The organism is Exiguobacterium sp. s131 (genome assembly GCF_018617345.1).
Classification (GTDB): domain Bacteria; phylum Bacillota; class Bacilli; order Exiguobacteriales; family Exiguobacteriaceae; genus Exiguobacterium; species Exiguobacterium profundum.
Map to the genome: position 1 here is coordinate 403,474 of NZ_JACSJX010000001.1, position 25,566 is coordinate 429,039.

Consider the following 25,566-nt stretch of genomic DNA (forward strand, 5'->3'; position numbering starts at 1 on the left):
GAGCATCCTCCTTATAACGATTTGTACCCTAGGAAGTACGGGCGCCACATCGGGTCATGGATCGAGTTGATTTGAAGCATCTCGCCCCCGGCATGGATGAAGAACTCATCATCGAGCATGATGCCGATGTGCGATGGACCGGATTTGTACGTGCCGGCGAAGAAGACGATGTCACCGCGACGGCCACTCGTGATACCCGTCCGTTTGTTCTTGAAATGGCCGCTATGCCAGTAACCTGACACGTTCGTGCGACCACCGATTTTACCGGCTTGATTCGTTGCGTAGTGGATGAGACCGGAACAGTCAAAACCGCCGTTCAGCGGAGACTGTGAGCCCCACGTGTACGGTGTCCCGAGATGTTTCACCGCGACGGCAATCATGCGTTCTTTTTGTGAGTTGTCCCGTTTCTTCAACAAGGCATCTCGTTTGATGCGAATGTCTTTCGTCTTGACGTAGACCGGACGCCAGTCGTATTGGATGAGATAGGAGTCGCCACTCTTCCCACGAGGGTAGATGCGACGACCGGCATCGAGGTACCCGATCGGACGGGTGTCGTTCGGGTTGGCGTAGAACGGCGTCTTCTTCGTCGTCCCATAGTGGGCGGCCGTATAGACGCTCGCCGGTTGAATCGCCTTTGGTTTCGTCTCGGCGATATAGGGGTTCAATACGTACACGCGTTTCCCGGACGGAAGACGGACGTGCCAGAAGTCGGCATCGATCGAGCGGAGCCCGACGAGTTTCGTCCCACGGGGCAGAGTGCCGGCCGGACGACCATACGCAACGTCAGCCGAGAAGTAAGGCGTCCCGTTGAACTGTGTATAGAAGACCGTTCCTACCTTCGGCTTCGCGGTCGGTTTCGAGACAGCGAGGTAGCCAGTCGCGACATAGCGATAGGCTCCGTTTAGTCGAATGCGCGTGTAGTAGCCGCTCGTCCCATATGTCTCGATGAGCTGACCTCGTTTCAATGAACCGACTTGTTTCGCGATTGAGGTCGAGGCGTATACTTCGACCTCGTTATATCGGCTGTATCGTTTCCCTGTCGCTTCGAAGCGAGGTGGTTTTTTCGTACTCGTCACGCTCGTCGGGACGAAGTAATAGTTCCCTTTCGTGAAGATGCGGGTATAGCTTCCACGGGTGCCATAGATGTAGACGAGCTGTCCCCGTTTCAGGGACAAGGTCGTCTTGGATGATTTCATCGTCCGAGCATAGACCGGTGTGTTTTTCGTGATGTACCGTTGTCCGGTTTTAAGATAAGGTGGCTCCGTCGTCCCAAGCGATGCGGATTCGACGAAGACATATTGTCCGTTGTAATAGACACGGGTGAACAGACCGTCTGTCCCATAGATGCTGACGAGTTGACTCCGTTTGAGTGAACCGACGACTTGCTTCTTGTCTGTGTCTAAATAAATCGATGTCTCTTTTTGAGCATAACGGCTCCCCGTTTTAGCGTAGCGGGGCATCTTAGCAGCGAGTGCGTCTCGCTTCATATACACGTACATGCCATTTTGATAAAGGCGGGCCATCGAGCCATTTGTGCCATATATACTTACTTGTTTGCCCCGGACAATCGTCCCGACGATCTCTCCGTCCTCATTCATATAAGAGGATGTCGTCAAGACGAATTGCGAGTCCGTCTTGAACGGGATTCGATTTGTCATCGAGAGCGGGATGTATCCGACAGTTCCATTTAGATCGACACGCATCTGTCCGTCGATGAGGAAGCCGTTCAAGGTTTGACCGGCTTCAAGTGGAGTCATGGTTCCACCATCTGGTGAAGACGAGAGAGTCGCTCCCTCTTTAGCGTAGCGGGTCACTGCCTCCGGGACTGTCTCTCCGAGAGCGTCACGGGAGACATATGTACCGTCCGTCGTGAGGAGAAGATCGCCTTCGATATCGAAGACATCGACCGCTGTCCCGATGGTGAGTGTTGCGACTACATTTCCGGCAGCGTCGCGTGCATCCGTCTCCGTATGGACGTAACGGGTGACAGCGTATGATAAGGCGTCGTTTCGGACGAATCCTTTTTGTGAGGCGACGGTGACGGACGTATGGGTCTCTGTCACCTCATGGATATCCACACGCTCCGCTTGGTCTGTGACCAGGAGGACGACCGTTTCTTCTGGATCGGCATAGAGGGTCGTGCCGGCACGAAGCAAGGCCTCAGACCCGACCGCTTGAGCGGTGAGTGTCCAATAGAAGGTAAAGAGAAAGAGCAAACTGAAGATTCGTTTCAACATTTCCACCTCGATTCATGAAATTTACAGTTTTTAGTATATACATAGTGGAGATGAAAAAGGTTGCTTATTTCGATAAAAGGGAAATGATTGAAGGAATCCGTACTCAGCATTCCACTCGTTCGTTTGCGACCATCTGTGCTATGATGGACGGGGAAAGGAAGGGACAACTATGGAGACACTCAACATGAAACAACTTTCTGACGACCGATCGGCCCATCAAGTGGCCGGCGATCTCGACGCGATGCGGGCGCTCATGCACGACTCGTTCCGATATGTCGATTCGAGCGGGCGTCAGTTCGATAAAGAGACGTTCTTAGACCAGTTCGTCGACCCGACAGCGATTCAATGGATCGCACAGGACACGGTCACGTTCGATGAGACGGTACGCGGTGACCTCGCCGTCGTCCAACTCTTGCTCGAGGAGAAGTTCATTCTCGGCACGAACGCGTACGAAGGTCGCTTCTGGATGCTTCATCTTTATGTGAAAGAAGATGGCGTCTGGTTATGGCAAGGCGGACAAGCGACGATGATCAACGAAGGTTAATAAGCGTTCAGACACTCCGAATCGATGGAGTGTCTTTTTTTATTAAATGAAGGAAATGTGAATTTGAAAAATATATGACTATTTTAGAAAAATTATGTACCCTTTTGAAAAAGGACAGATTATAATAAATTTGTAAACGATTGTCATTATTCTTGAGGGGGACCCTACTTATTATGAAACAACCGAAATATGCAGCACTTTTCCTAGCTACCACACTCGCATTCGGAGGTATCGCGCCTTCGACAATCGTCAACGCAGAGACGTCTGAAGACGTGACTGCTCCTGACGCACCGGTATTATCGGCACCACTCCACACGTCGACAGCACTCACAATCACTGGTGAAGTGGCTGCGAAAGCGGAGATTTTGATCAACGGCAAGACATACGTCCGTACAATCCTCGAAGGTGGCGAGGCTGTCTTCAAGATGTCACCACAGTCGGTCGGCAAGGTCATCGACGTCCGTCTCGTCGACGCGAGCGGCAACGTGAGTGACACGACGCGTGCCATCGTCGCCGAAGACCCGAACGCACGTCCAGACGCACCGGTCATCAAACCGTTGACGGAGACGTCACGTGAAGTACGAGTCGTCGGGGAGCCAGGACAATATGTCGAGCTCTCGATCGGCAGCAGCACGTATAAAGGGAAGTTCGATGCGAACGGGCTCTACCGTCGTGGCATCGCACCGCAACCGGCCTACTCATGGCTCTCGGCGAAGACGATCTCGACGAAAGGCGCGACGAGCGACGTTTCGAAACGTAGCGTCTACACAGACCGCGTCGCACCGAGAACGGCGACATTGACACAGTCCGTGACGGCGGCATCATACGGTGTCTTCGGAAAAGCCGAACCGTATGCGACGGCCATCGTCAAGATTGGCACAAAGTCATACACGGCACCGGTCATGTCGACTGGGAAGTTCATCGTGAAGATCCCGCGTCAAGCGATGGGGCAGAAGATGTCACTCGTCATCCGTGACGGCGCTGGCAACGTCAGCCAATCGAGGACAATCACAGTACAGCACGCGCTCTACAACAACTTCCATCGTGTCTACGTGGATGGTATGAAGTTGACGGTTCATAAAGAAGTCTTCTATGCAGATTCGACGACGAAATACGCGGACACGTTCGTGCCACTCTTCGTCGGACATCCGTCGAAGTCGGGCCTCGCCTTCCTCCTCAGCAGCTACACGGAGGATGGCTCGGTCGCTGGTTTCGAGAAGTTAACGCTCCGTGTCGGTCGTGCGACCTATTCGCAAAACATCAACGATTACGAAGTCTACTACGAAGAGTATGAGGACGGTTCGGTCGAAGAGTCATACTTGTTCCAGCCAGATTCGAAACTCATCAGCTTCGTCGACAAGTACGTCCGTCCGGAAAACCGTGTCACGGTCATGGTCCAAGGAACGGACTACGACCTCGAGTTCAACCTATCGGGTGCGGAGAAACGCGCATTCATCCAATCCCTCCAATACGCAGGATACTAATTCTTTAGGACCGGTGGAGACACCGGTCTTTTTGGTGAACGGAGTTGCAACATGAAAGACAAGCGAGATCTCATCTATTCGCTCAAACCACTGCCGGTGACCCCGATCTCCTCGAATCGATTCCTATGGTGGATGAAAGCATTTCTTCTATTATTAATACTCGGTTGGTGCATGACGATGCTGAACGTCGTGAGTGAGAACTCGACGGAGCGTTATATGAAAAACGAGTACGGTGTCGAGGAAATCTATTTCATGGAGGAAGAGCGCTTCTATTATGTGATCGATCGCCAGTTCAAGTTCGAGCGGTTCTCGAGCGCGACCGAAGATCATGGGTACTTGCGAATCGAGCAGATCGACTACACGGACCGATACGGGAATAAGATCGACTTCCGTTTCATCAAGGTCGCTGGGATTTTCTTTGACCGGACCCACCATGAGACGAATCTGAAAGTGCTCGAACGGAAAAAGTTGAACAACGAGCAATTGTTTGAAGAATGAATCGAAATGTTTTAGAAATCTTTTTGTTACATTTTTGAAACATAAACCGATAAATAACGTAGAACAACGTGGAGCCAAGTGCTTCACTATTTAAGAAAAGAGGGAAAAGGTATGAAACAAGCTTTGCAACGCCTCGTTGCATTTGTATCGGTCCTTGCGCTCGTCGTGTCGCTCGTCCCAATGCGGACGATGGCAGCTGGCGCGGCCGATGTGAGCGGGGCCACATTACTTACACCAGGACAGACTGTCGACTTCACGACAGGGACAGATCCGGTGAACACGTATTGGTTCAAGATGGAGCGAGAAGCTTCAGCCATGACACATATGGAGATTGCGATGGAAGCGTCTGCCGTGACGAACATCTCGGTCTATCCGAGCGCTGAGACGGCAGCGGCCGATGAGACGTTCGATCGTTACCGGGCGAGCGCTTCTCCTGACGCAGAGACGTCAGTCGCAAAAATCCAATTCCCATACGCATGGGAAGGTCCATATTACATCAAAGTGGAATACATGCCACTCGAGACAATCGATGAAGAGGGCGCGGTGATTCCACCGACGGCAGCAGATGTCTCACTTGGTTATAAATCAGTGAAACTCCCAGTGAAGTATGAAGAAGGAAACGGAACGATGTGTCCGGTCGAATCGTTGCTCCCGATGCCAGAAGATGGCGGGTTGCTCGAATTGATTCGTCGCCTGCAAGAAGAGATCCTTGGTGGATCGAAAGAAGGACGTCAATTGGAGGCACTTTACTACAAGTCGTCCCCGTACATCGTCCGCAAGTTGGCATTCGACAAACAGAAACGCCAAGAGGCGTTGACGGACCTTCAGACGTTACGTCCGCTCATCACGTCACTCGTCAACAAAGAAAGTCACACCATCACGAAAAATGAAGCGACTGCGATCAACCGCATGCACGCCTTGGTCAAATCAAGCGTACCGAGCGGAATCAAGTCGGATGTCAATGACTTGGCTTCATCGGTCGATATGACACGCCTCGCCGGCTCAACGGTGGAAGACGTGTTCGCACAGATTGGAATGGAGCTTCAAACGGTGGATACACCGCGTTATATCGTCAAATACAAATCACAACCATCGACATCGATCGGCAAGATGAACGCGATGACGGATGTATCGGCAGAGCGTATCTCGATCGGTCGTCCGGGAGACTATTTCGCGCTCGTTGACGTCGAGTCGGCAAGCACGAAGATGCAAGCAAAAGCGAAAGCGACGTTGAACGCCGATTCGAACGTCGAGTTCATCGAGCCAGTCCAGACGTACAAAGCGTTTGCGACAGATTCGAGCTATGAGTATCAATGGGCAATCAATGAAAAATCAGTCCTTCAACCGATGAAGTATGCGGGTGTCGGATTAGAAGGCTATGAGGCACTCCGTCTTCCAGGTCGTTCAATCAAAGTAGCCGTACTCGATACAGGTGTAGATGATCGTCTGCTCGACTTTAAAGGAAAAGTCGATGTCGCGAACGGAAAAGACTTCACGGACCCGAACGGGGATGGAAGCTCTCGCGATGAGAACGGTCACGGGACGCACGTAGCAGGTGTCATCGGGGCAATACGAGACAACGGTGTCTCGATGCGCGGTATGGTACCGAACGTATCAATCCTCCCAGTCAAAGTGCTCGGAGCAGACGGGACGGGTGATACGGATCAAATCGCACTCGGAATCAAATATGCGGTCGATGCTGGAGCAAAAGTCATCAACATGAGTCTTGGTGGCGGCGAAAGTCGTACAATCGGTTACATGTTGAAGTATGCCTATGACCGCGGTGTCGTCGTCGTTGCAGCGACGGGGAACGAAAGTGAACCGGAAGTATCTTATCCGGCCTCTTCGAAGTATACAATCTCGGTCGGAGCGACGAACTCCCTCGGAATCGTCGCAGATTACTCGAACTTCGGATACGGCGTCGATGTCGTGGCACCAGGTTCGAAAATCGCAAGCCTTGTCCCAGATGGGAATGTCGTTTATTTAGACGGAACGAGCATGGCGACTCCACACGTCGCTGGCGTCGTGGCCCTCTTGAAATCACAACACCCGACCCTCTCGGTCGAGTCGATCCGTACGCTCTTGCAACGGACGGCTGACCCGGTCGCCTTCTCAGGCGGAGATGTGCCGGAAGTACCGGTGGATGAGGAAGACGAATGGGCATTTGAAGACATGAGTGTCGAGTTCTCGTTACCAGTGGCGTATTACGACGTGTTAGGCGGTTACGGGAAGGTGAACCTTCACCGCGCCGAGTCGATGCTCCGTTTGAACGCGAACCGTGCGGTCGTGGCGGAAAATGCGGCAAACTTCAAAGTGAACGTGAAGTCTGGCACGGTCGTCTCCGTATATAACGGCGATCAAGTCGTCGGACGCGGGACAGCGAAGCAAGCGGTCGCATCGTTCAAGATGAAACCACAACCTGCAGGGACAGTCTTGCGCGTCGTTTACACGAACGGCAAGTATCAGTCGACGGAACGGTTGATCGTGGCGGCGGGCAAACGTCCGGCTAGTCCAGCGGTCACAACGCTCCGTGCTGGCGCGAGAGCGGTGTCTGGTAAAGCGACACCGGGTATGACGGTTGTCGTTCGCAATGCGCAGCGTCAATTGTTCGGGACGGCGATGATCCGTCCGGACGGCACGTACAGCGTCAAGACGCGGGCTCTCCGTAAAGGAGAATCAATCTACGTCCACGTGGAAGATTTGAACGGCCGTGCCGGACAAATGACACGTGCGATCGTCAAATAAGCTAGTGACAACGGGAGACGGGTATGCCGATGGGCATATCCGTCTTTTTGTATGGAGTGAATGCCACGGGCGAGATGGCCTGACAAGGTTCGAATGATGGAAAAGTGGTTCTCGCAGAGAAAAGGGCGTCATGAGGACACGATTCGTCTGTAATCGGGTGGGTCGAAAGTCCTCACGGCACGAGAGAAGGTTGAAACGAGAGGCACAGATGCCTAAAATGGAACATACCCGTTACTTTTGGATAACTTTGGTTTTGTTAAACAGGTCAATGATTTTATGAGTTGGAAATAACTAAGGTAAACATTGGACTTTGAGAATCGCCACTGTAAATTAAATACTAAAGGTAATTAATGGTATAAAAATGGTTTTCAACTATTATTTCCGCGAAAAACGCATGAAATCAACAAAAATCGACGTGTTTCGACATTTCCAAAAAAGGTAAATCCAAAAATGAATTAAACTAAAATCTCCAAAATTCAAAAACGTTACCATTTTTGCGAAAAAAAACGCTTGTGTCGCTTGGAAGTGTTATGTATATTATGGATGTAAGGTTTTCCAAGAACAGTCTTGGTAAATTGTTCAAGATGATTCTTGCAAAGACTTCTACCGGGGGAGAACGCCCGGTCTAAAGAAGAGTCGGTTACATAATCATTAGTACTTTATTCATTGTTATGGATACATGACTCCGAACGAGATCGGTTGGGCGAGGACGGTAGAAAAACCTATCTACCTAAGGGAGGATTTACATCAGATGGCTAAGAAGAAACAATTCGTTACTGCAGCGGCAGCGTTCGCAGTAGCAGCATCAGCAGTAGCGCCTGCAATCACAGCAGACGCAGCATCAACAACAGTCCAACTTGCATCGGACTACGTACGCGGCGGGGACCTCGACGCGGCACTTGACAAAGAGTACAAAGGTAGCGAGATCTACTGGTACAAATCGTCAGTAGACATGAACAAACTTGGCGTGTTCCAAACTGCTAAAGGCTTTGTAAAAGGCAAAGGCATCCGCGTTGAGAAAAAACTTCGCGTCTTGAACCACGCACAAGATATCCAACCTGAAGAAATCGTCCTCGAAGAAGGCGTTCCTGCATCAGGTCTTCGTATTCAGCCAGTTCTCTTCGCAGACGGCGTGAAATACAACAAAGTTGTCACATACGCTGGTTTCTCAACTGAGAAAGCTGGAGAGTTCGAAGGAACATTCACTTACTCTAACAAAGCATTCGGCGTTGTAACAAAAACAGTTAAATACAAAGTAGTTGCTTCGAAAGTAGAACTTTCTGAAGTGAAGAGCGAAGTTATGGACGACGTTCTCTCAGTAACTGCTGACGTGAAAAACCTCAAAGACGGCGAAAAAGTTGAACTCGTTGTGTACGCTAACCGCGACATGAACGCAGCTCTTCCAGCTGTTCAAGCAGAAGTTAAAGACGGCAAACTTTCAGTTAAGTCTGGTAAACTTCCTGCAGGTAACCACTCATTCATCCTCCGTTCAGGCGAAGTGAAGACTGACGTTATGAACTTTGTTGTTGAAGTGCCAATGGTTAAAGACGTTAAGGCGATTAACGCTAAAGAAATTCTTGTTACTTTCAACAAAGCAGTTGACGAAACTTCAGCAGAGCTCGTTTCTAACTATCAATTGCAAGGTGCTGATTTGACTCTTGCAGACACTATTACTTTGCAATCAGACAAAAAATCAGTTGTCATTGAGTTAGGTACAGCATTAGTAAACAACAAGTCATATGCTTTAAAAGTTAAGAAAGATTTAATTAAGGATGCTAATGACGCTACTCGCACGATTGCTGAGCATACTGAGACTATCTTCTTCAATGACACGGTTAAACCAACAGTTTCTAGTGTTGAGACATTGGAAAATGGAGATGTAAAAGTTAAATTCTCAGAACGAATTGATACTTCTGTCAAACCTTCGGTGGTAATCGATGGAACTACAGTTGCTGCTGGAAACGTAACTGTTGATGCGAGCGGTGAATTCGCGACAGTAACAGGTCTTTCTTTAACAAAAGGAAAGTCATATCAGATTATCGTTACGTCTGCTCAAGATATTGCTTCTACGCCAAACGTAATGAGTCTATATAGCGGATCATTTGTCTACAACATCATGAGTGAGGCTCCTGTAGTCAAATCAGTTTCTGCGAAAAATGAGAATACAATTACTGTAGAATTCTCTGAAGCATTATCTGCAGCTCTTTCAAATGGAACTACACTTAACGTAACTAAAAATGGAATTGCTGTAGCTCCATCTTCTATTACTCCAGTGGGTGGAAACGGTAAATTTGAAATTGCTCTTCCTTCTACTGTCTATGCAACTGGCGAAAAAGCTATTGCTGTAGCAGTTACATTGGAAGGTTACAAAGATCTTCAAGGAAATGTAGGAACTAAATACGTACAAAACGTATCACTTAACAAAGATGTTTCTGCTCCAGTAGTAAAAGAATCTAATTATAACGCTACTACTGATCGACTTACTGTTAAATTTGATGAGGCTTTAAGCGCTTCTACAGCAGCAGTGTACGCACCTAATATGTACGTCACTGACGGTAACGGAGTCCGTTACAATGTTGCGACAGCCGATAATGCTGCAACTACTGAAGTTCTTACTGTTTCTGATATTAATGCTGGTCAAGATACTTTAACACTTAATACAAGTGAATTACCAAATGGTTCTTACACACTTACAGTCTTAGGAAATACATTCTCTGACCAATCATTTGCTGCAAATGCTAATGCAATCTCGAATGTGAACTTTACTGTAACTGATAGTGTTGCTACTACAAAACCTTCAATTTTAGCTGGTGGAGCTGGAGCAACAATTACTAAAGGTCAAATCGTCCTTAACTTTAGCGCGCCAGTTAAAGGTGGAAATGTAGCTGGATCTGCTACAGATTATGCTAACTACTCAATCAACGGGGTAACAATTCCATCAACAAGTGCAATCTACCTTGATACTACTAAACAACAAGTAACTATTAAACTTCCTGCTGGTACAGTTGATGCATCAGGTGTTAAATTGCTTACTGTGAAAGGTATTCAAGGAACAAATGGAGTAGCTATGGATGAGACTACTCGTGCTGAATCGTTTGTAGACGATACTGCACCAGTTCTTCAATCTGCTAAGGTAGATGCTTCTAATGTCCTTAACGTTAAGTTCAGCGAAGCATTGGCTGCTGCACCTGTTGCTACTACAGACTTAGAGGTTGCTATTAATGGAACAGTGATTACTGGATATACTGCTGTTGCAGTTTCTGGTAAGCCTGGGGAATACACAATTGCAGCTCCTGCTGGTTACAGCTTTGCAACTGGTACAATCACAGTGAAAGTGAACAATACTGCAACAGCGGCAGATGCTGATTCTAACGTTCTTAAATCTGGAACTGTAGTAACAGCTACACGCTAATCAATATTATTCATCATAAAACAACGCCATATCATAATGATTGGCGTTGTTTTTAATTTCAAATATATATTATTCCTTTGATACACCCTGACCATCGCGGCTCAGGGTGCTTTTTTATGTCCAAAGGAGGAGAAACGATGAAACCGAATCAATCTGCAAAGCGTGTCGACATCGTCAGCATCAAACTCGTCAAAGAAGGGAGTATCCGCTATAAGGGGCGAACCATCCACCAACCGGATGACGGCTATACACTCATGAAAGAGTTCTTGGATGGGCTCGACCGTGAACACTTTCTCGTCGTCAGCCTCGACACGAAGAATCAGCCCGTCTCCCTCAACGTCTGCCATATCGGTAGTCTGAACGCAAGCCTCGTCCATCCGAGAGAGGTGTTCAAGGTCGCGATCTTATCGAACGCGGCCGCCGTGATGGTCGGACACAACCACCCGAGCGGGAACACGGAACCGTCACGAGAAGATATCGAGGTGACGAAACGTCTAAAAGAGGCGTGTGAGCTTATGGGCATCCATCTGCTCGACCATCTGATTATCGGCGATGAGACGTATCGTTCACTTCGAGAGGGTGGTCATCTATGAACTTGTCAGAAGAAGTATGAGATTGGTTATTCGAAGCGATGCAAGCATCAGGAAAACGGCCGATTGCAGACACATGGTCGATGGAGGAATTCACCCTCTACCTCGACGAGGTCGACGAGATGTATGTCCCTTTGTCACTTCGAGAAGGACTACCCGAGCGACTGTTATTCGAGACGCACATCGTGACGGATGAAGTTAGAGAAGAGTGGACCGGATTCGTCGGAAGACGGGTCTCGGATAAACAAGTTGTCTTACGTGTATTGATGTGCGGCGAAAAGAAGCTACTGGCGAAACGAGAGGAGGGATGACATGACGACATTTCATCGATTGATCATCGACGGGGAGACGTACTATCGGGAAGTGAACGAGTCGACAGATATGTATCATGGCGATCTACTCGAACAGGAGGAGGTAATCGAGATCTTGCTTGCCGAAAACGTCTCACAAGAAATCGATGTGGACGGGGACAAGGTGCGCCGCTATATCGAATCGATCCCGACACCGCTATACCGACAGGTGGCTCGTGACTACCTCGACCATCTCGAGCGCATGGTCGAATCGTACAACTGAGCTCACGACATAAGTGCTACAGGATGACCAAAAACTCACGACAGAAGTCGTCAAAAAGTGAGCGTCTTTGGAAAAGTTATGGACTAGAAGGGAAAGAGACACGTTCTCATCAATTAGACTCACGACAGAACAATAGAACTGTCGTGAGTGGGAAAGGGTGCAAGATGCCAATGATGGATATACGAGAGGAATTACATAACGAAGATTGTTACTTCAATTGCGCTCAAACCAGGATGCAATATAGCGCTTAGCATTTAATTCAGATGACGAGTTTCCTCTATATACGTTTAAATTCAGCGGGATGCGGGAGCGATTTCCCGCAAACAGAGCTATGACTGGCAAAGGAATACCCGATTCCCCGTAGTCCCGATGTACTTAGGAGTGTCCTTCCTTCATACCTTTAAGTGATACGGAGATAGTCAGTTAACCCCATGGACTCTCTTTGAGTCCCGTGGGGTGGGAATTTCGGGATAACGGGATTTGAAAGTGAGACTTGAAATTTAATCTATGTATAATAGGGGGACAAACGGGGAGACGGGATGAGAATTGATTTTTTCTTTGTCGAGATTCACTCGTTTTTCCCTATGCTCGTCAACAAATAATATGGATTTCACTCGTATAAAAACCTATTTTGTCTACGGATGATTGATAGTACTCAAGTTTCGGGAGGTAAATAGGCAGGGAATTGCTCGTTACATTTAGGCGATTAACGCGGCACAAGTTGAGATCTCATTCAACAAAGCAATTGATGCTGCATCTGTCCTTGACACTGATGGAACTCTCAAAACTGGTGTTCTTACATTTGCGAAAGTAGATGGTACTGGAGCGGCAACGATTTCAGGTTCATCACTTGCAAAATTAAGTTCAGATAAGACTTCACTCATTGTGAATGTAGACTCAGGTTCGTTGAACAATCTTAAATACGTCTTGACTGTAAGTGGCGACGTTGTTAAGACTACTACTGGAGTATTTGTACCGAAATTTATTTCGAATGTATCTGTAGCTTCAGATACAACTGCACCTTCAGTAACTTCAGTAGAAAAACTTAACGCTTCTGACGTTCGTGTTTATTTCTCTGAACCACTTTCAAGTGCAGGTAACTGGACGTTCAAACTAGCGAACGGTTCTACAGCTTCTGTGACACCTAACACAGCTAACCTTGCTAAAGGCTACGTTGATCTTCAAATTGGTGCTGAAGCTGCAGGTGCACAAATCACTGCAACTATCGTAGGCGCAGCTGACTTTGCAAATAACTTAATCAGCCCTAACCCAACAACAGTTCAGTTCGCTAAAGGTCAACTTGATGGAACAAAACCTACAGTTTCAACAATTTCTGCTTTAGGTCTTAACAAGTTCGAAGTTAAATTCAGCGAAGAAGTCCAAGGATTAAATGGAGCTGACTTTACAATCGATAACGGATCATTGCTTGATGTTTCAGCAGGTGCCGCGGCGCTTGAGGCTGGTGAAGCTCGTGTTACTCAGGACTCAACAGACAAGACTAAATATGTAGTTGAACTTGGAACGCCACTCTCTGCTGGGATTCATGCAGTTGGGTTAGTAGTAAATGCGGTATCAGATCTTTCAGGTGAGCAAAACGCTGCCTTCTCACGCGTAATTGAATTTAAAGCAGATACTGTGGCTCCTAAACTTGTAAGTTCAGTAGTTAAGAAAGACAACGGAGTAGAATATTTACACCTTACTTTCAACGAAGGTGTTGATAAAGAAGCTGCTTTATCTTCATTGAACGCTCGTCAAGTTAAAAACTTTGTCACTGTTGATGGAACAATCGACCTTAGTGGTTTAACTGCAGTTTCAGGTTCGAACGACACTGAGTATAAAGTTACCCTTAATACTGTACAGTTCACACCAGCTAGTGGTTCTGCTGCGGATGTCCAAGAAGGTGCTGTGTATACAATTACTCTTACACCAGGATTCGAAGATAAATCAAATGTTGATTTAGAAGCGACATCAATTTCATTCACACGTGGTGCTGATACTGATACAAGTAAACCATCAATTGTTACTACAACGGATGCTGCTGAAACTTCTCCACAAGTAGCTAGCAACGGTATCGATGTTATCGATAACGACACTCTTCAAATTACTTTTGATCGTGCTTTAGACGGTGCAACGGCAACGAACAAAGCAAATTACATGATCAACGGTGCTGTTATCAAGTCAGCAACGTTGCTTCCAAACAACGTAGTCGAAATCAAATTCGAAGATAATGCAATCAACCTCGATGGTCTTCGCAACGTTTCTGTAAGTGGAGTGAAGAGTAGTGCTGGAGTAACAATGGATGCTTACAACACTACAAAATACTTTGTTGAAAACATCAAACCAGTAGTAACTTCAACTTCATTGATTGCTGCTAACAAAGTAAAAGTTGTATTCAGTGAAGCTGTAAAAGTTTCTGATGTTTCTAAAGCTGGCTTTGATGTTCTTGTTGGGACAGTTGCAGAACCAGAAGGTGCTTCATTCACTGTTCTTCCAGAAGCTGCAGTACCAACAGCTTTCGAAACTTCTTATATCATTACTTTAGAAGATGATTTGTCATCTGCTGAATACGCACAAACGTTAACACTTAAAGTTGTAAATGATGCAACTCCTGCTAGTATCATCACGGATGCTAAAGGAAATAAAGTTGTCACAGGTTCATATGTAATTACAAAATAATTCTAATTAAACTAACTTGCTTAGTTTAAAGTGATGAAAGGGAACTATGGAGGCGATTTTTTCGCTATCTATAGTTCCTTTTTTATATCCAAAGGAGGAGAAACGATGAAACAGAATCAATCTGCAAAACGTGTCGACATCGTCAGCGTCTAACTCGTCAAATAAGGAGGTGTCCGCTATAAGAGCCGAACCATCCACAGACCGGATGACGGCTATACGCTCATGAAAGAATTCTTGAAGGGGCTTGATTGGGAGTATTTCCTCGTCGTTAGTCTCGACCCGAAGAATTAGTCCGTCCCCGTCAACGTCTGTCATTCTTTCATATCAGGAGTCTGAACGCGATCCTCGTTCATCCGAGAGGGGAGTTGGATGTCCCCTGATCTTTATCGGGCGCCATGATTGTCCGATCATAACCATCTAAGCAGGACTGAGGAACGAAGCTGATGGCGACCTATTCTTACAACCGGCGAGAAGAGAACTGATTAGATTAGTTATGGTTAAAGTTATTGAAGAAAGTTGCCAACGTTTGGAGGTAGACTCTAAAAACTGTATCGTACAAAACAAAAAAACACTTTAGCGACTTCGCCAATCTTGTGTCAAGTATTGTTCAATGTCGACGTCAAGTTCAGGTATTGTTTTTGGTATATTGAATTGAAATATGGTGAGTTGTTTTCTCAGAAATGCGCTTGTTCTTGAAAGAGTGAAGTAATCTGACTAAGTATAGTTTTTAGTGCAATATTTCTTTCGATTAAAGTTAGGTTGAGCTTTATATCGAAAAACGTTTTTTAATATAGGTAAATACGATAATTTACAATTAAAATTTAAAAGTAGCATATATATACAATTAATATATCCTTATTAAATATCAATAACAGCTTGAGAAAAACAGGACCAATAAAAATACTGAAGACGAATATTAATAGAGTTTTAGGTGAAAATGGGATATTTTAAGCCATCTTAAAATTATTCTTTAGAGATATTGAAAAGACGTATGTTAGAGAGTTTTTCCAAATAAATTAATTTATGCGAGTGCTATTGTAAGTATTCTTTTATCTGTACATGAAAGTATCTTTTTATGATGTTGTTGAGGATAGAACATATTTTGGAAATGAGAACTGGGGACGAGGTGATGTTTAGTCTTCAATCAACAATCGATTAAATCGGATAAAGTTACTAGAAATACGCAGATTAGATTATAGGATAAGATTCTATAAGACTGTATATAATTCTGTGAATAGTCATATGTGAATCAAAATTTACAATAAACTGATTGGATATTAAACTAATGAACAAAAAAAGTACAGCTAGTGCAATCATTTATTATATTGTTTTCTACTTCATGATGCTTGCATATTCATATTTTCTCTTGAAAATTACACATAAGGATAATTTGAATGAAATAAATATTATTGATTTTTCAAATAAAACTGATTATGTAATTTATTTATTGGGATTTGTAATTCTTCAATACATTTTCTTTTATGTAATGAGTTTTTTTTCAAGGCTAGATGGATCTTGGTTTTTACCGCATGGAAACGCATTAACTGTTTCTGTTAAAGTCTTTCTTCAATATCATAAAGGTCTATTTGTACATATAACACTTTTTATGGTAATTGGATTTCTTAGCACAGATTTCTCATTGCCCGCAATACCTTTTTCTTGGTTTATTTCAGCTGCAGGAATCTTGATAATTACTGGATTTATTCTTTTAGATTTTAATTTTGTCTATTTTAGTACTATTATGTTTCTACTTGTACTTCTAAAAAGTTTTAATAGCAGTGACTACTCGGTAAGATTAGATTATTATGTTTATACTTTAGCAATAAGTTTATTTATTAGTGTCTTAAGTTTCTTATGGAGATATGACATTACAAAAAATTTTTATTTCATTATTTTGCTGTTATTCTCGTTCATAGTATCAAGTGCATTTATTGACTTCCGACAAGATGAACGAGCATTAATAATTATTATAGGGATTATTATTTATGTATTATCTTCACTATACTTTTTCATAAAAGATGCTATTAAAAAAGAAGACTCCAAATTATGGGATTACATTAAAAATCTTTTGTTTATAGAGTATAGAATAGCGGAGCAATCAAAAAGAAATTCTGAAAATATTACTTTAATCAATATGCTCTTTAATAATGATGTAAGTAAAATTAACGGTCTATTGAAAGAATTTTCAAGAAATGCACATGTGGTATTTGTCCGACCAAATATGAAGAGAAATTCAATCAAAGAATCATACTATCTAGATTTAAAAGATAGTCGTGATTTTAGAATTTTTGTTTCTAATTCTTTTAAAAAAATTAAAGATGGTCAACACCTCTCTGAACTGATTCATTTAATAAAAGTCTTCACTAATAACCAAAGAAGTTACTCGGAAAGTTTAATGAATGCAAGAACTACAAATATAAAGTTAAGAAATCAAAACAATCTTATCATTGGAATATTTATTTTTATTGTTGCCAATATAATAATAAAACTCGTTTTGACAGATACTTTAGAATTATTTATAGTGCATTTTTTAGTATGGGCCATTTTTTTACGCATGTTCTTGAGAACTTTTGAAATCGGAAAAGCTTTTTACAGAGATTTAACGGAACAAGGATATAACAATAGTTTTCTAAATGGTACAGATCGTATTTGGTTAGCAATAAAAAGCGTAATTGAGATTTCAATTCTTGCTTCTGCGATATACATGCTAAACCACTTGATTATTTATACAAATGTAGAATTTAAGATGTGTACCGGTATCCTATCATCGTCGTTTTGGAAGAACATCGAATATGCCTTCTCAGTTGCTATTTTTAACGTGTCTTTTCCCGAAGCATTAATTCCACATTCGAATAAAAACTTTCTTTGGTTGTCTACTCATTTAATTCAAGTGGTTTCAAGCTTGATATTAATAACTATAAGTATTACTGGATATATGGGACGTGAGAAAAATCTAACTTATTTTGAATTTGACCTTTCAAAAGACGGAACATTTAAGATATTTAAAATGGTTCGGGAGTCTCCCGGAAAAACAAAATTGATTCTTTGTCATAAATTCAGTACAAACACAAAAACAGATGGAACATTGAAGACAAATCAGTTTGATGTAGAGATTTTAATTACAATACTAAATAACATGTTTGCAAATAATGAGATTTCCGAAAAAGACTATGATCACATTATGAGAATATTAGAGGTGGGGAACTCTTATTTTTCACCAAAAAAATAATGAATAATATAAATAAGTACAACATTCAAAATGAATATAAAAGTCTACAGGGCTTTCCTCTTGTAAAATGAAGTTCCTCCCAAAACATACAGTCAGACGAAAACCCAGCTACGAATTGGGAGGTGCATAGAGGTTCTATGAAAAGGTGATTGTAAATTTCGACGTCAAGTCCGCAGCGAGTAAGCTCGAACAGAAGAGACTCTTTTAAGCACAGAGTTTGTACGACTGAAGGTTTACTGTCTGCCTTATACGAAAGAACGACACAAATTTATGGCATCACACGCCTGTATATGATTTCAATGTAAAGCGAAATGGCTCGAATCCTATCAAATTAAGGATTCGAGCCATTTCGTCTTTTTAAGCTATACATCTTGTATAGCTGACAGTAGAGAATTTATTTTTTATGCAGTTTGTTTTCGCTGTTGCTGTTCTTGTCGTCGACGGATGATTGAACGTCCAAACTGAATCCCTGGTCGCTCGATGACCCGGTATGTGACAGACGCAATCACGCCAGAGACGACGAGCGTCACGAGGAACGTCAACATCCATACCGTCGTCACGTTATATTGCTGGGTCCACGTCTCGTTGAAGAGATGATTGACCCAGTCGAGGACGAAAAAGTGGACGAGGTACAGGCTGAAGCTGATATGCCCGATGTACTGCACCACCGGATGATTGAGGATACGTCCCCGAATGCCGGATAAGCCGAGAGCTAACAGACAAAAGGCGAGACCGAACAGCGCATGTTTCGGAAACGCGCTATAGACATCATACGGAGTAATCCCGAGTATGATAAGTAACGCAATTGAGCCGAACGTCATCGCATAGTGCGTTCGTACGGACCACGATTGGTCGCGCCACACGAGATACAACGTGACCCCCATCAAGAAGATCGGCAGCTGGTTCGGGAACCAATAAAAGGCGAAACTCTTCACGTCCATGAATGGCTGACTCTGTTCGGTCAGGAGGTGCAGGACGATGCTGAGTACGAGCGTCGATGTTGTCCACACAATCCCTTGACGCGCTGTCTTGATCCATTTGAACAGGAACGGCACACATGCATAAAATAAAAATTCGTTCGAGATTGACCAACCGCCCGGCACGAGACTGAATAACCACTCGGGATGCAGGACGTTCGTGAACGTCAACGTCGAGACCAAGAGGGAAAGTGTCACGTCTGGATAAGCCGTCGAAACCCCGATGAATTGATTGATTAGATCAAAACTTAAGTAGAAGAGCAGTGCGGCGTAAAACATCGGTGCGATCCGGAAGAAGCGCTTCGTGTAGAAGTCCTGAAGCGGAATCTGGCGCGATACCGTATAGCGCTCCAATGAATAGAACAACGTGAAGGCGCTGACGATGAAAAAGAGTTGGACGCCGCGCGACCCTTGTATCCCGATATGGTATAACCAATCGGGCAATTGTTGAAGGGACCGTGTCGAGTGCGTCAACACGACCCCGAGGATGGCATAACCGCGAAGGGCATCTAAAAAACTTAGCTTCTGCAACTGATGTAATCTCCTCTATACATTCCTATTTTTCTTTTCGTCAAACAATCTATCAAGGTGTTGACGGTGTGTCTATTTGATTCAGACACTTGTGTTGAAACTTTAAAATATACTTCTCGTTAAATTGGCACGCGAATTTGTCTCGTCTCTTTGTTCGAGAGCGTATAGGTCACGATGTAGCTCGAACCGGACACTTTCACACTGGCCGACCGAATCGTCGTCTTCGACTGGTCGAGTCGAATGAGCGTGAGGTAGCGCACGTCTTTCCCGGTATTATACGAGATGACTTGTGGACGCGGCTTCCATTCGTAATCCTCGACGGCGACGAAGCTCGTACTGTTGCGCATCGATGAATTTTTAAGGTTCAGCTGCATGAGCTGGATCGTTCGTCCGTTCGTATCACCGTAGACGACGTTCTGAGTCGCCATCGAACTCTGAAGGAGTTTCAGACCTTCGGCGAGATGGAACCGTTGCACGAACTTCGTAGTTGCGGGTGAACTGATCCGGTCGTAGACGATGAGCGTCTGTTCTCTGTCGTAGACGAGCGTCCGTCGATGCGTCGCCCCGTTCCCGATGAGCTGGCTCTCCCCAATCGTAAGAAGGGTCGAACCGAGATTTTGTACGGTCTTGATGTTGCTCTTCCCACGCATCGTGGAGCGGAGGTCGAGATTCGCCCCGTCACGGTGGACGGTATTATGGGCATCGACACCGAAGACGCGCTGACGTTCGGGGCGATTCGTATAGCCGTAGCGACCCGTCTCGATGATGAAGTCGCGGCCGAGGCCGTACAGGTCGATGCTCAAGTCATCGGCATGCTTGTGGGCACTGCTGTGATAACCGGCTGTCATCATCACCTGGGTCGCCTGATTGAACGCGCGAGGTGGAGATGCCCAGTATTCGCGCATGAAGCTGTATTGGTTGCTGATCCGTTTCGCCGTGACCGGTGGACGTGTCCCTTCCTTCCCTTGGGTGAGGGCGAAGACGAGCTCGGGGAAATCCTCGATATGCGGAATGATCGAGGTGTTCCGTCTGACACCGGACGTGTCCCCAAAGATCGGGAGTGTCCCGTTCGGTTTGATCATATACGTCAGTTGCTTCGGCATCTGTTCGACCCGTGCCATGCTCGAAGGGAGTGAGAAACGGTTCGCTTCTGCCCAGATGAGGAAGCGGTCGAGCACATGATACATATAGGATTGATAGCCGGGTGAATGCTCGAGATGGACGGCGTCCGACGTGATGCTGTGGCGGATCTGTTTGTCGAGGCGGCTATCTGCGAGCGTCTTCCACGTTCTGCTCCGGTCGAACTGTGGGAACGTTTGCGCGATGGCGGTGAGCGCCATGTCTTGGAATATCCCATGATTGTGATCATTTTTATAGAAGCTAGACGTCGCGAGTAACGTGCCATGGTCGTGGAGCGTCCGCAACATCAGACCGGTGAACGCCGTATCTTTATAGAGCGAAGAAGATTTATAGGCATCCCAAAAATTCAAGAGATGGAACGTCCGGATCGACGTGCCGTGGTCGTTATATGGCCAACGGTACTGTTTGTAGTTCGCAATCGGATGGGCTTTCGTCCAACTTTTAACGACCCGTACCCCGTACTTCAAATAAGCGGTATTGCCGGTCTCGTTATATGCCTGGGTCAATTGATTGAGCACCGTCAAATAATGAATTTGGAACGGATAGGAATTGCTCGACGAGCTCGGGATGTCCCGGTGCCAGTTAAACGTATCGACGTTCGGGACGGACAATTGATATGGTTTGGACGGAATCGACCAATCCCCACGAATCGCACGGTTGGCGTAGTCGACGGCGCGCGCAGGTGTCAATTTTTCATATTCATATGGCGCGTGAAGTGGCATCTGTTTCATATACTCATGCGCGAGTCGTGCCGTTCCACTCGACTTCAAATTCGAAGCGGTGAGTGGGTCACCGAGTAAGAGCTTGGCCTGACTTTTCTTTATGTAGATCTTTTTCGTATGACTCAGTGCGATGTAGTACCAGCCGGACGTACTGACGGCTGTGTAGCGTTTCGTTGTCGAATACGCTGCCACTTTCGTCAATCGACCGTTCTTCATTTCATAGACGGTCGCATTCGGGATGGAGCGGATATCGAAAGGGTTCGTCGCAGCCTGGACGGAGTCTGTCGGGGTCATGCCCCAAGCCCCTACTAAGACGAGGACGAGTAATATTCGTTTCATGCATACACCTCAATAAATTTGGATTTACTTCTTTTTCAAAGTATACCATGAGGTGCGTTTATTCCCTTAATTTTCTATATCATCTTTATTGTAAAAAGAAGACCGACCTAACTCACAGGTCGGTCTTCTTCGTATGTTCTTTAATCCAACGTCAACCGTTCCACCGCATCGCGAAGATGGTTCTCGCGGACGCGGATGTACCGACGTGTCGTCTTCGGCTCGGAGTGGCCAAGTAATTCAGATAACGTCGTCTCCATGACCCCTTTGTCATAAAGGTGCGTCGTAAACGCATGGCGGAGCGTATGAGACGTGACAGGATAGCCGAGCACTTCTGTGGCAGCCGTCGTCAGGTGACGATTGATGGTCGTCTTACAAATCAAGGCACCTCGTGCAGACGGGAACACATAGGGTGAGTCGACGGGACGTCGCTCCTCATCGAGATAGGTGGAGAGGACGGAGTGAATCTTGTCATTCAACGGGATTCTCCGGGGCTTTCCCGTCTTTGATTCTCGGACATAGAGTAACCGCTCCTGCAAATCGATCGCATCGAGTTTTAACAGCCGGACCTCGTTGATCCGCATGCCCGTATGGAGTTGAACGGTTAAAAACGTACGATACAACGGGACGTCGATGGCATCGATGACAGCGGACAATTGTCTAGGGGAGGGGATCTCCGCTGAATGGTGCTCGGTCACTTTCACCCGTAACTGATGAAAGGGGTTATGGGTGACGAGATGCTCGGCGATGGCCCAATCGTATAAGCCGCGAAGAGCGCTCAAGTAGTTGTTGATGGTCACCGGTTGACAGCCTTCCGAACGGAGCGTGTCGATATACGGCATGACGTCTTGCCTCGTTTTTAATTCGTCGAGCGTTCTGCCTTCTCCCATGATGGCTTCGAATCGGGCAAACTTATAGGTCGCCTGGCTGACCGTGTTGTCCGATTTTCCGGTCATGCGTAAATAGTGGATGTGCTGGGCGACGGCGTCTTTCATGTGTAAGGTCATCTTCCTGTCTCCTCTTACTCGTTGTCCTCACGGAGCATCCGTTGCAGTTCGGCCTTATAGGCGCGTAGTCGACTCGGCGAGTACCCGAGCGATGCCTCGGTCCCGTGAAGCATATGGCAGAGTAAGGTGAAATGGCGATTTGGTAAAGTGGATCGCTTGTCGTCTAGCCAAAGCGAGAGGGGCACTTCGCGCTGGTCGACTTGTTCTGGGAGTCGTTCGCTCGCGACCTCATGTTGGAGCGTCTTCGCCTGTTTGGCCCGTTCGTTCAGGATGGCCCCGCGGATACGGATGAAACAGTACGTTTTCCCTAACGTCTTGCCGTCTTGAAGGGCGCGCCATAGGGCGATTCGTGCCGTTTGGGCGGCATCGTCGACTTCGTTCGAATGGAGATGGAGCTGTCGGATGACGTAAAAGATCATCGGCTCCCACTCTTTGATTTGTTCGTTAGTATCTGGCATGGTGGGCTGCTTTCCCGCGCGCGTCTCAAGTTTCCTAGGTGGATACAGCATAATGGTTGTTATGCAGATTTCGCACCTCACGAACGTTGAAATTTCGTCAGCCCAAATCAGATACAGCACGGAAATGCTGTATGGCACAACCCGTATCCCTTATCCATCGGAAGCATCGATTCTCTATAACAACCATTATGGGAGGATGTGAGGTGATGATTTGATCAAGAGGTAAATGATATCCAAGTTTTAGTTGTTTAGCATTCGTTTAATGGATATAATTTACAGAGTGAAATCAAACCGGAAATGTGAGGAAAATCATGAAACCTTTGTATAGACGATTATCCATCGGGATGTTGAGCGGGATGCTCCTGTTCGCACCGATGACGACGGCTTCGGCCAACTCGGACTTCAACGTGCGCGTCGCTCCGTCGACCACGCTGCACCAAATGAAGGGGAAAAAACTGGTCCCACTACAGAAGACGAACACGACGAAAGAATACCGCATCGTACGCCCGTCCGGATGGTATTATCTTGCCATGTCCGGCGGCAAACGGATCTATATCAAGAAAAGCCAGGCGGAGGTCGTTCCGGCCCGTTCGTTGACGAAAGCACGCATCCAATCGAAAACAAACCGTCCGCTCGTCCATACATACATGGGGCAGACCGAGTCCCATATCCCGTATGAGTATGACCGACTGTCGACAGAACAGGCAAAACAGTTCGCCGATCGGGCGCTCGCCGGCAACTGGTATATCCCGACGAAACCGAACAATCTGTCGGTCCCAAACATCGACACGTTCAACTGGCATAAGGACGTCCCGGCCGTGGACAGCAACTCGTTCCCGTTCCAGCTCCACTACTTGACGGTCCTCAATCAGTTGACGCAAGCGTACAATGACACGGGTGACCTCGCCTATCTGAAATATGGCGAACGACTAATCAAAAGTTGGACGAAGGCACACCCGGCCTATAACTACAAACGACTCAAGTGGGGATACAATGACCAAGGAACGGCGATTCGTGTGTTCCATTTGTTGAATTTCTGGGATGTATATAAAGAGACGTCACTCTATCGGGACCCTGCCTTCACCGAGCTCATGTTGAAAACATTGTATGAGCATGGGGAGATCTTGGCCTCGTCCGACTTCTACAAACCGAAACATAACCACGGCATCTTCCAAGACATGGCGCTCACCGCCATCGCCCAGACGTTCCCTGAGTTTGACCGGAGTAAGGCGTGGCAATCGACCGCCAGCACGCGGCTCCAGGCGCAAATCGCCCACAGCATCTCGCCGGAAGGGGTCCACCTTGAACACTCACCTCGATATCACGTGTATGTGTATCATACGTTATCGCGCTTTATCGAATGGGCCGAGGCTAACCAGTTCGTTCTGCCTTCACGCTCGGGCTATATCGAGAAGATGCCGGATCAGCTCACCTACATGTTGAAGCCGAATCGGACGCTCCCAATCTTCGGTGACACGACGGGGCACCTTCAAGGGATGAACATCATTCCAAAGACGAACGAATATCCGGAGCTCAGTTTCGCGGTGAGCGGAGGGGCAGAGGGCGTGGCACCGACCTTGTTGACGAAGCAAATCGGGGACCAATACAGCTTCATGCGCGAATATTGGTCGCGTCCACCTGAGGCGTTCTCGGGTGCGACACAAGTGATGATGACAGCCGGGTATCATAGCAGTGCCCACAAGCATGCCGATGACTTGAGCATCGACTTCTATGGACTGGCGCGTGACTTCATCATCGAGACGGGTCGCTTTGGTTATTCGGCACGACCGGAACGGAAGGAAGTCTTTAAAGTCGAGGCCCATAACACTGTCCACCGATACGGGGAAAACTTGGATTTAAGCAAAGGCATGATCGGTCGGAGCCGTATCGTGAAGACCGAAGACCGTGGAGAGACGAGCGTCGCCATCGGAGAGAGCGCGTTGATTGGGAAAGGGGCAACGCATCGCCGCACCCTCGTCTATGACAAGGCGAAAACACTCGTCGTCTACGACCGCATCACCTCACCGAAGCCGGACATGTTCGTTCAGCGCTTCCACCTCGGAGAGGGTCTGAAACTATATAAAGGGACGACCGAGGCACAGAACGTGACGTTCCGAGACAGCCGCCGTCGATCGATTCAACTGATGCAACTCGAGACGGACGAAGAGTCATATATGTCCGTTCAACCAAGTCATCTCTCGGTTCGTGATGCGGAGTGGACGCTTCGCGAGCAAGTCGTCTCCATTGAATACGGTACGGACGTGCGTTACATCACACTCATGCGGATCGACCGGACGAACACCTCGATTGTCGACACGGCGGTCAAGGAACAAGCTAATCAGTATGAACTCACCTATACACTTTCCAACGGCGAGACCCATACTCTCGACGTTCCAAAATGATTGAA

The 25,566-nt window shown here is 46.5% G+C and carries 16 protein-coding genes; 11 read left to right on the plus strand and 5 right to left on the minus strand.

Annotated elements, in window-relative coordinates:
* Nucleotides 1-11 precede the first annotated feature (11 nt).
* The gene (locus KNO69_RS02240; protein WP_251124844.1) at nt 12-2,237 is read right to left on the minus strand and encodes a C40 family peptidase; all 2,226 of its coding nucleotides are present in this window, start codon (nt 2,235-2,237) and stop codon (nt 12-14) included.
* Nucleotides 2,238-2,406: 169 nt separating this feature from the next.
* Here KNO69_RS02240 and KNO69_RS02245 point away from each other — a divergent pair, with 169 nt between their 5' ends.
* The 10 genes from KNO69_RS02245 (at nt 2,407) to KNO69_RS02290 (ending at nt 17,988) form a co-directional block, all read left to right on the plus strand.
* The gene (locus KNO69_RS02245) at nt 2,407-2,781 is read left to right on the plus strand and encodes a nuclear transport factor 2 family protein (protein ID WP_143180225.1); all 375 of its coding nucleotides are present in this window, start codon (nt 2,407-2,409) and stop codon (nt 2,779-2,781) included.
* Nucleotides 2,782-2,954: 173 nt separating this feature from the next.
* Nucleotides 2,955-4,265, plus strand: coding sequence for an Ig-like domain-containing protein (locus KNO69_RS02250; RefSeq protein ID WP_214815776.1), 1,311 nt, complete (start codon nt 2,955-2,957; stop codon nt 4,263-4,265).
* A gap of 51 nt (nt 4,266-4,316) precedes the next feature.
* A complete protein-coding gene (locus tag KNO69_RS02255) occupies nt 4,317-4,763 on the plus strand; it encodes a hypothetical protein (RefSeq protein ID WP_214815779.1) in 447 nt (148 codons plus the stop codon).
* A 111-nt stretch (nt 4,764-4,874) separates the two neighbouring features.
* Nucleotides 4,875-7,508 (plus strand): S8 family peptidase, encoded by a 2,634-nt coding sequence (locus KNO69_RS02260; RefSeq protein WP_214815782.1) that lies wholly within the window; start codon nt 4,875-4,877, stop codon nt 7,506-7,508.
* 751 nt (nt 7,509-8,259) lie between these two features.
* Nucleotides 8,260-10,920, plus strand: coding sequence for an Ig-like domain-containing protein (locus KNO69_RS02265; RefSeq protein ID WP_214815785.1), 2,661 nt, complete (start codon nt 8,260-8,262; stop codon nt 10,918-10,920).
* Nucleotides 10,921-11,057: 137 nt separating this feature from the next.
* Complete coding sequence (locus KNO69_RS02270) at nt 11,058-11,513, plus strand: JAB domain-containing protein (RefSeq protein ID WP_214815788.1); 456 nt, start codon at nt 11,058-11,060, stop codon at nt 11,511-11,513.
* A gap of 38 nt (nt 11,514-11,551) precedes the next feature.
* The gene (locus KNO69_RS02275) at nt 11,552-11,821 is read left to right on the plus strand and encodes a hypothetical protein (protein WP_214815791.1); all 270 of its coding nucleotides are present in this window, start codon (nt 11,552-11,554) and stop codon (nt 11,819-11,821) included.
* Nucleotide 11,822: 1 nt separating this feature from the next.
* Entirely contained in the window at nt 11,823-12,083 is a 261-nt protein-coding gene (locus KNO69_RS02280; protein WP_214815794.1) for a hypothetical protein, read from the plus strand.
* 885 nt (nt 12,084-12,968) lie between these two features.
* Entirely contained in the window at nt 12,969-14,759 is a 1,791-nt protein-coding gene (locus KNO69_RS02285) for a hypothetical protein (RefSeq protein ID WP_214815797.1), read from the plus strand.
* A gap of 1,285 nt (nt 14,760-16,044) precedes the next feature.
* A complete protein-coding gene (locus KNO69_RS02290; RefSeq protein ID WP_214815800.1) occupies nt 16,045-17,988 on the plus strand; it encodes a hypothetical protein in 1,944 nt (647 codons plus the stop codon).
* Nucleotides 17,989-18,389: 401 nt separating this feature from the next.
* Here the strand turns inward: KNO69_RS02290 and KNO69_RS02295 are convergent, their stop codons facing one another.
* From KNO69_RS02295 to KNO69_RS02310, 4 genes are all read right to left on the minus strand, one after another.
* Nucleotides 18,390-19,496: an acyltransferase family protein gene (locus tag KNO69_RS02295; protein ID WP_214815802.1), complete on the minus strand. Its 1,107-nt coding sequence runs from the start codon at nt 19,494-19,496 to the stop codon at nt 18,390-18,392.
* Between the two features lie 119 nt (nt 19,497-19,615).
* Nucleotides 19,616-21,697, minus strand: coding sequence for a heparinase II/III domain-containing protein (locus tag KNO69_RS02300; protein ID WP_214815805.1), 2,082 nt, complete (start codon nt 21,695-21,697; stop codon nt 19,616-19,618).
* 140 nt (nt 21,698-21,837) lie between these two features.
* Entirely contained in the window at nt 21,838-22,701 is an 864-nt protein-coding gene (locus KNO69_RS02305) for a tyrosine-type recombinase/integrase (protein ID WP_214815808.1), read from the minus strand.
* A gap of 14 nt (nt 22,702-22,715) precedes the next feature.
* Nucleotides 22,716-23,159: a sigma factor gene (locus KNO69_RS02310; protein ID WP_214815811.1), complete on the minus strand. Its 444-nt coding sequence runs from the start codon at nt 23,157-23,159 to the stop codon at nt 22,716-22,718.
* Between the two features lie 311 nt (nt 23,160-23,470).
* Between KNO69_RS02310 and KNO69_RS02315 the strand changes: the two genes are divergently transcribed.
* Nucleotides 23,471-25,561, plus strand: coding sequence for a heparinase II/III family protein (locus tag KNO69_RS02315; RefSeq protein WP_214815814.1), 2,091 nt, complete (start codon nt 23,471-23,473; stop codon nt 25,559-25,561).
* Nucleotides 25,562-25,566 lie beyond the last annotated feature (5 nt).

Bases quoted from the DNA above. Each gene is read 5' to 3' on its own strand.
- KNO69_RS02310 (WP_214815811.1), bottom strand. From the start codon at position 23,159: ATGCCAGATACTAACGAACAAATCAAAGAGTGGGAGCCGATGATCTTT.
- KNO69_RS02245 (WP_143180225.1), top strand. From the start codon at position 2,407: ATGGAGACACTCAACATGAAACAACTTTCTGACGACCGATCGGCCCAT.
- KNO69_RS02300 (WP_214815805.1), bottom strand. From the start codon at position 21,697: ATGAAACGAATATTACTCGTCCTCGTCTTAGTAGGGGCTTGGGGCATG.
- KNO69_RS02260 (WP_214815782.1), top strand. From the start codon at position 4,875: ATGAAACAAGCTTTGCAACGCCTCGTTGCATTTGTATCGGTCCTTGCG.
- KNO69_RS02255 (WP_214815779.1), top strand. From the start codon at position 4,317: ATGAAAGACAAGCGAGATCTCATCTATTCGCTCAAACCACTGCCGGTG.
- KNO69_RS02305 (WP_214815808.1), bottom strand. From the start codon at position 22,701: ATGACCTTACACATGAAAGACGCCGTCGCCCAGCACATCCACTATTTA.
- KNO69_RS02290 (WP_214815800.1), top strand. From the start codon at position 16,045: ATGAACAAAAAAAGTACAGCTAGTGCAATCATTTATTATATTGTTTTC.
- KNO69_RS02315 (WP_214815814.1), top strand. From the start codon at position 23,471: ATGAAACCTTTGTATAGACGATTATCCATCGGGATGTTGAGCGGGATG.
- KNO69_RS02250 (WP_214815776.1), top strand. From the start codon at position 2,955: ATGAAACAACCGAAATATGCAGCACTTTTCCTAGCTACCACACTCGCA.
- KNO69_RS02240 (WP_251124844.1), bottom strand. From the start codon at position 2,237: ATGTTGAAACGAATCTTCAGTTTGCTCTTTCTCTTTACCTTCTATTGG.
- KNO69_RS02265 (WP_214815785.1), top strand. From the start codon at position 8,260: ATGGCTAAGAAGAAACAATTCGTTACTGCAGCGGCAGCGTTCGCAGTA.
- KNO69_RS02280 (WP_214815794.1), top strand. From the start codon at position 11,823: ATGACGACATTTCATCGATTGATCATCGACGGGGAGACGTACTATCGG.
- KNO69_RS02270 (WP_214815788.1), top strand. From the start codon at position 11,058: ATGAAACCGAATCAATCTGCAAAGCGTGTCGACATCGTCAGCATCAAA.
- KNO69_RS02275 (WP_214815791.1), top strand. From the start codon at position 11,552: ATGCAAGCATCAGGAAAACGGCCGATTGCAGACACATGGTCGATGGAG.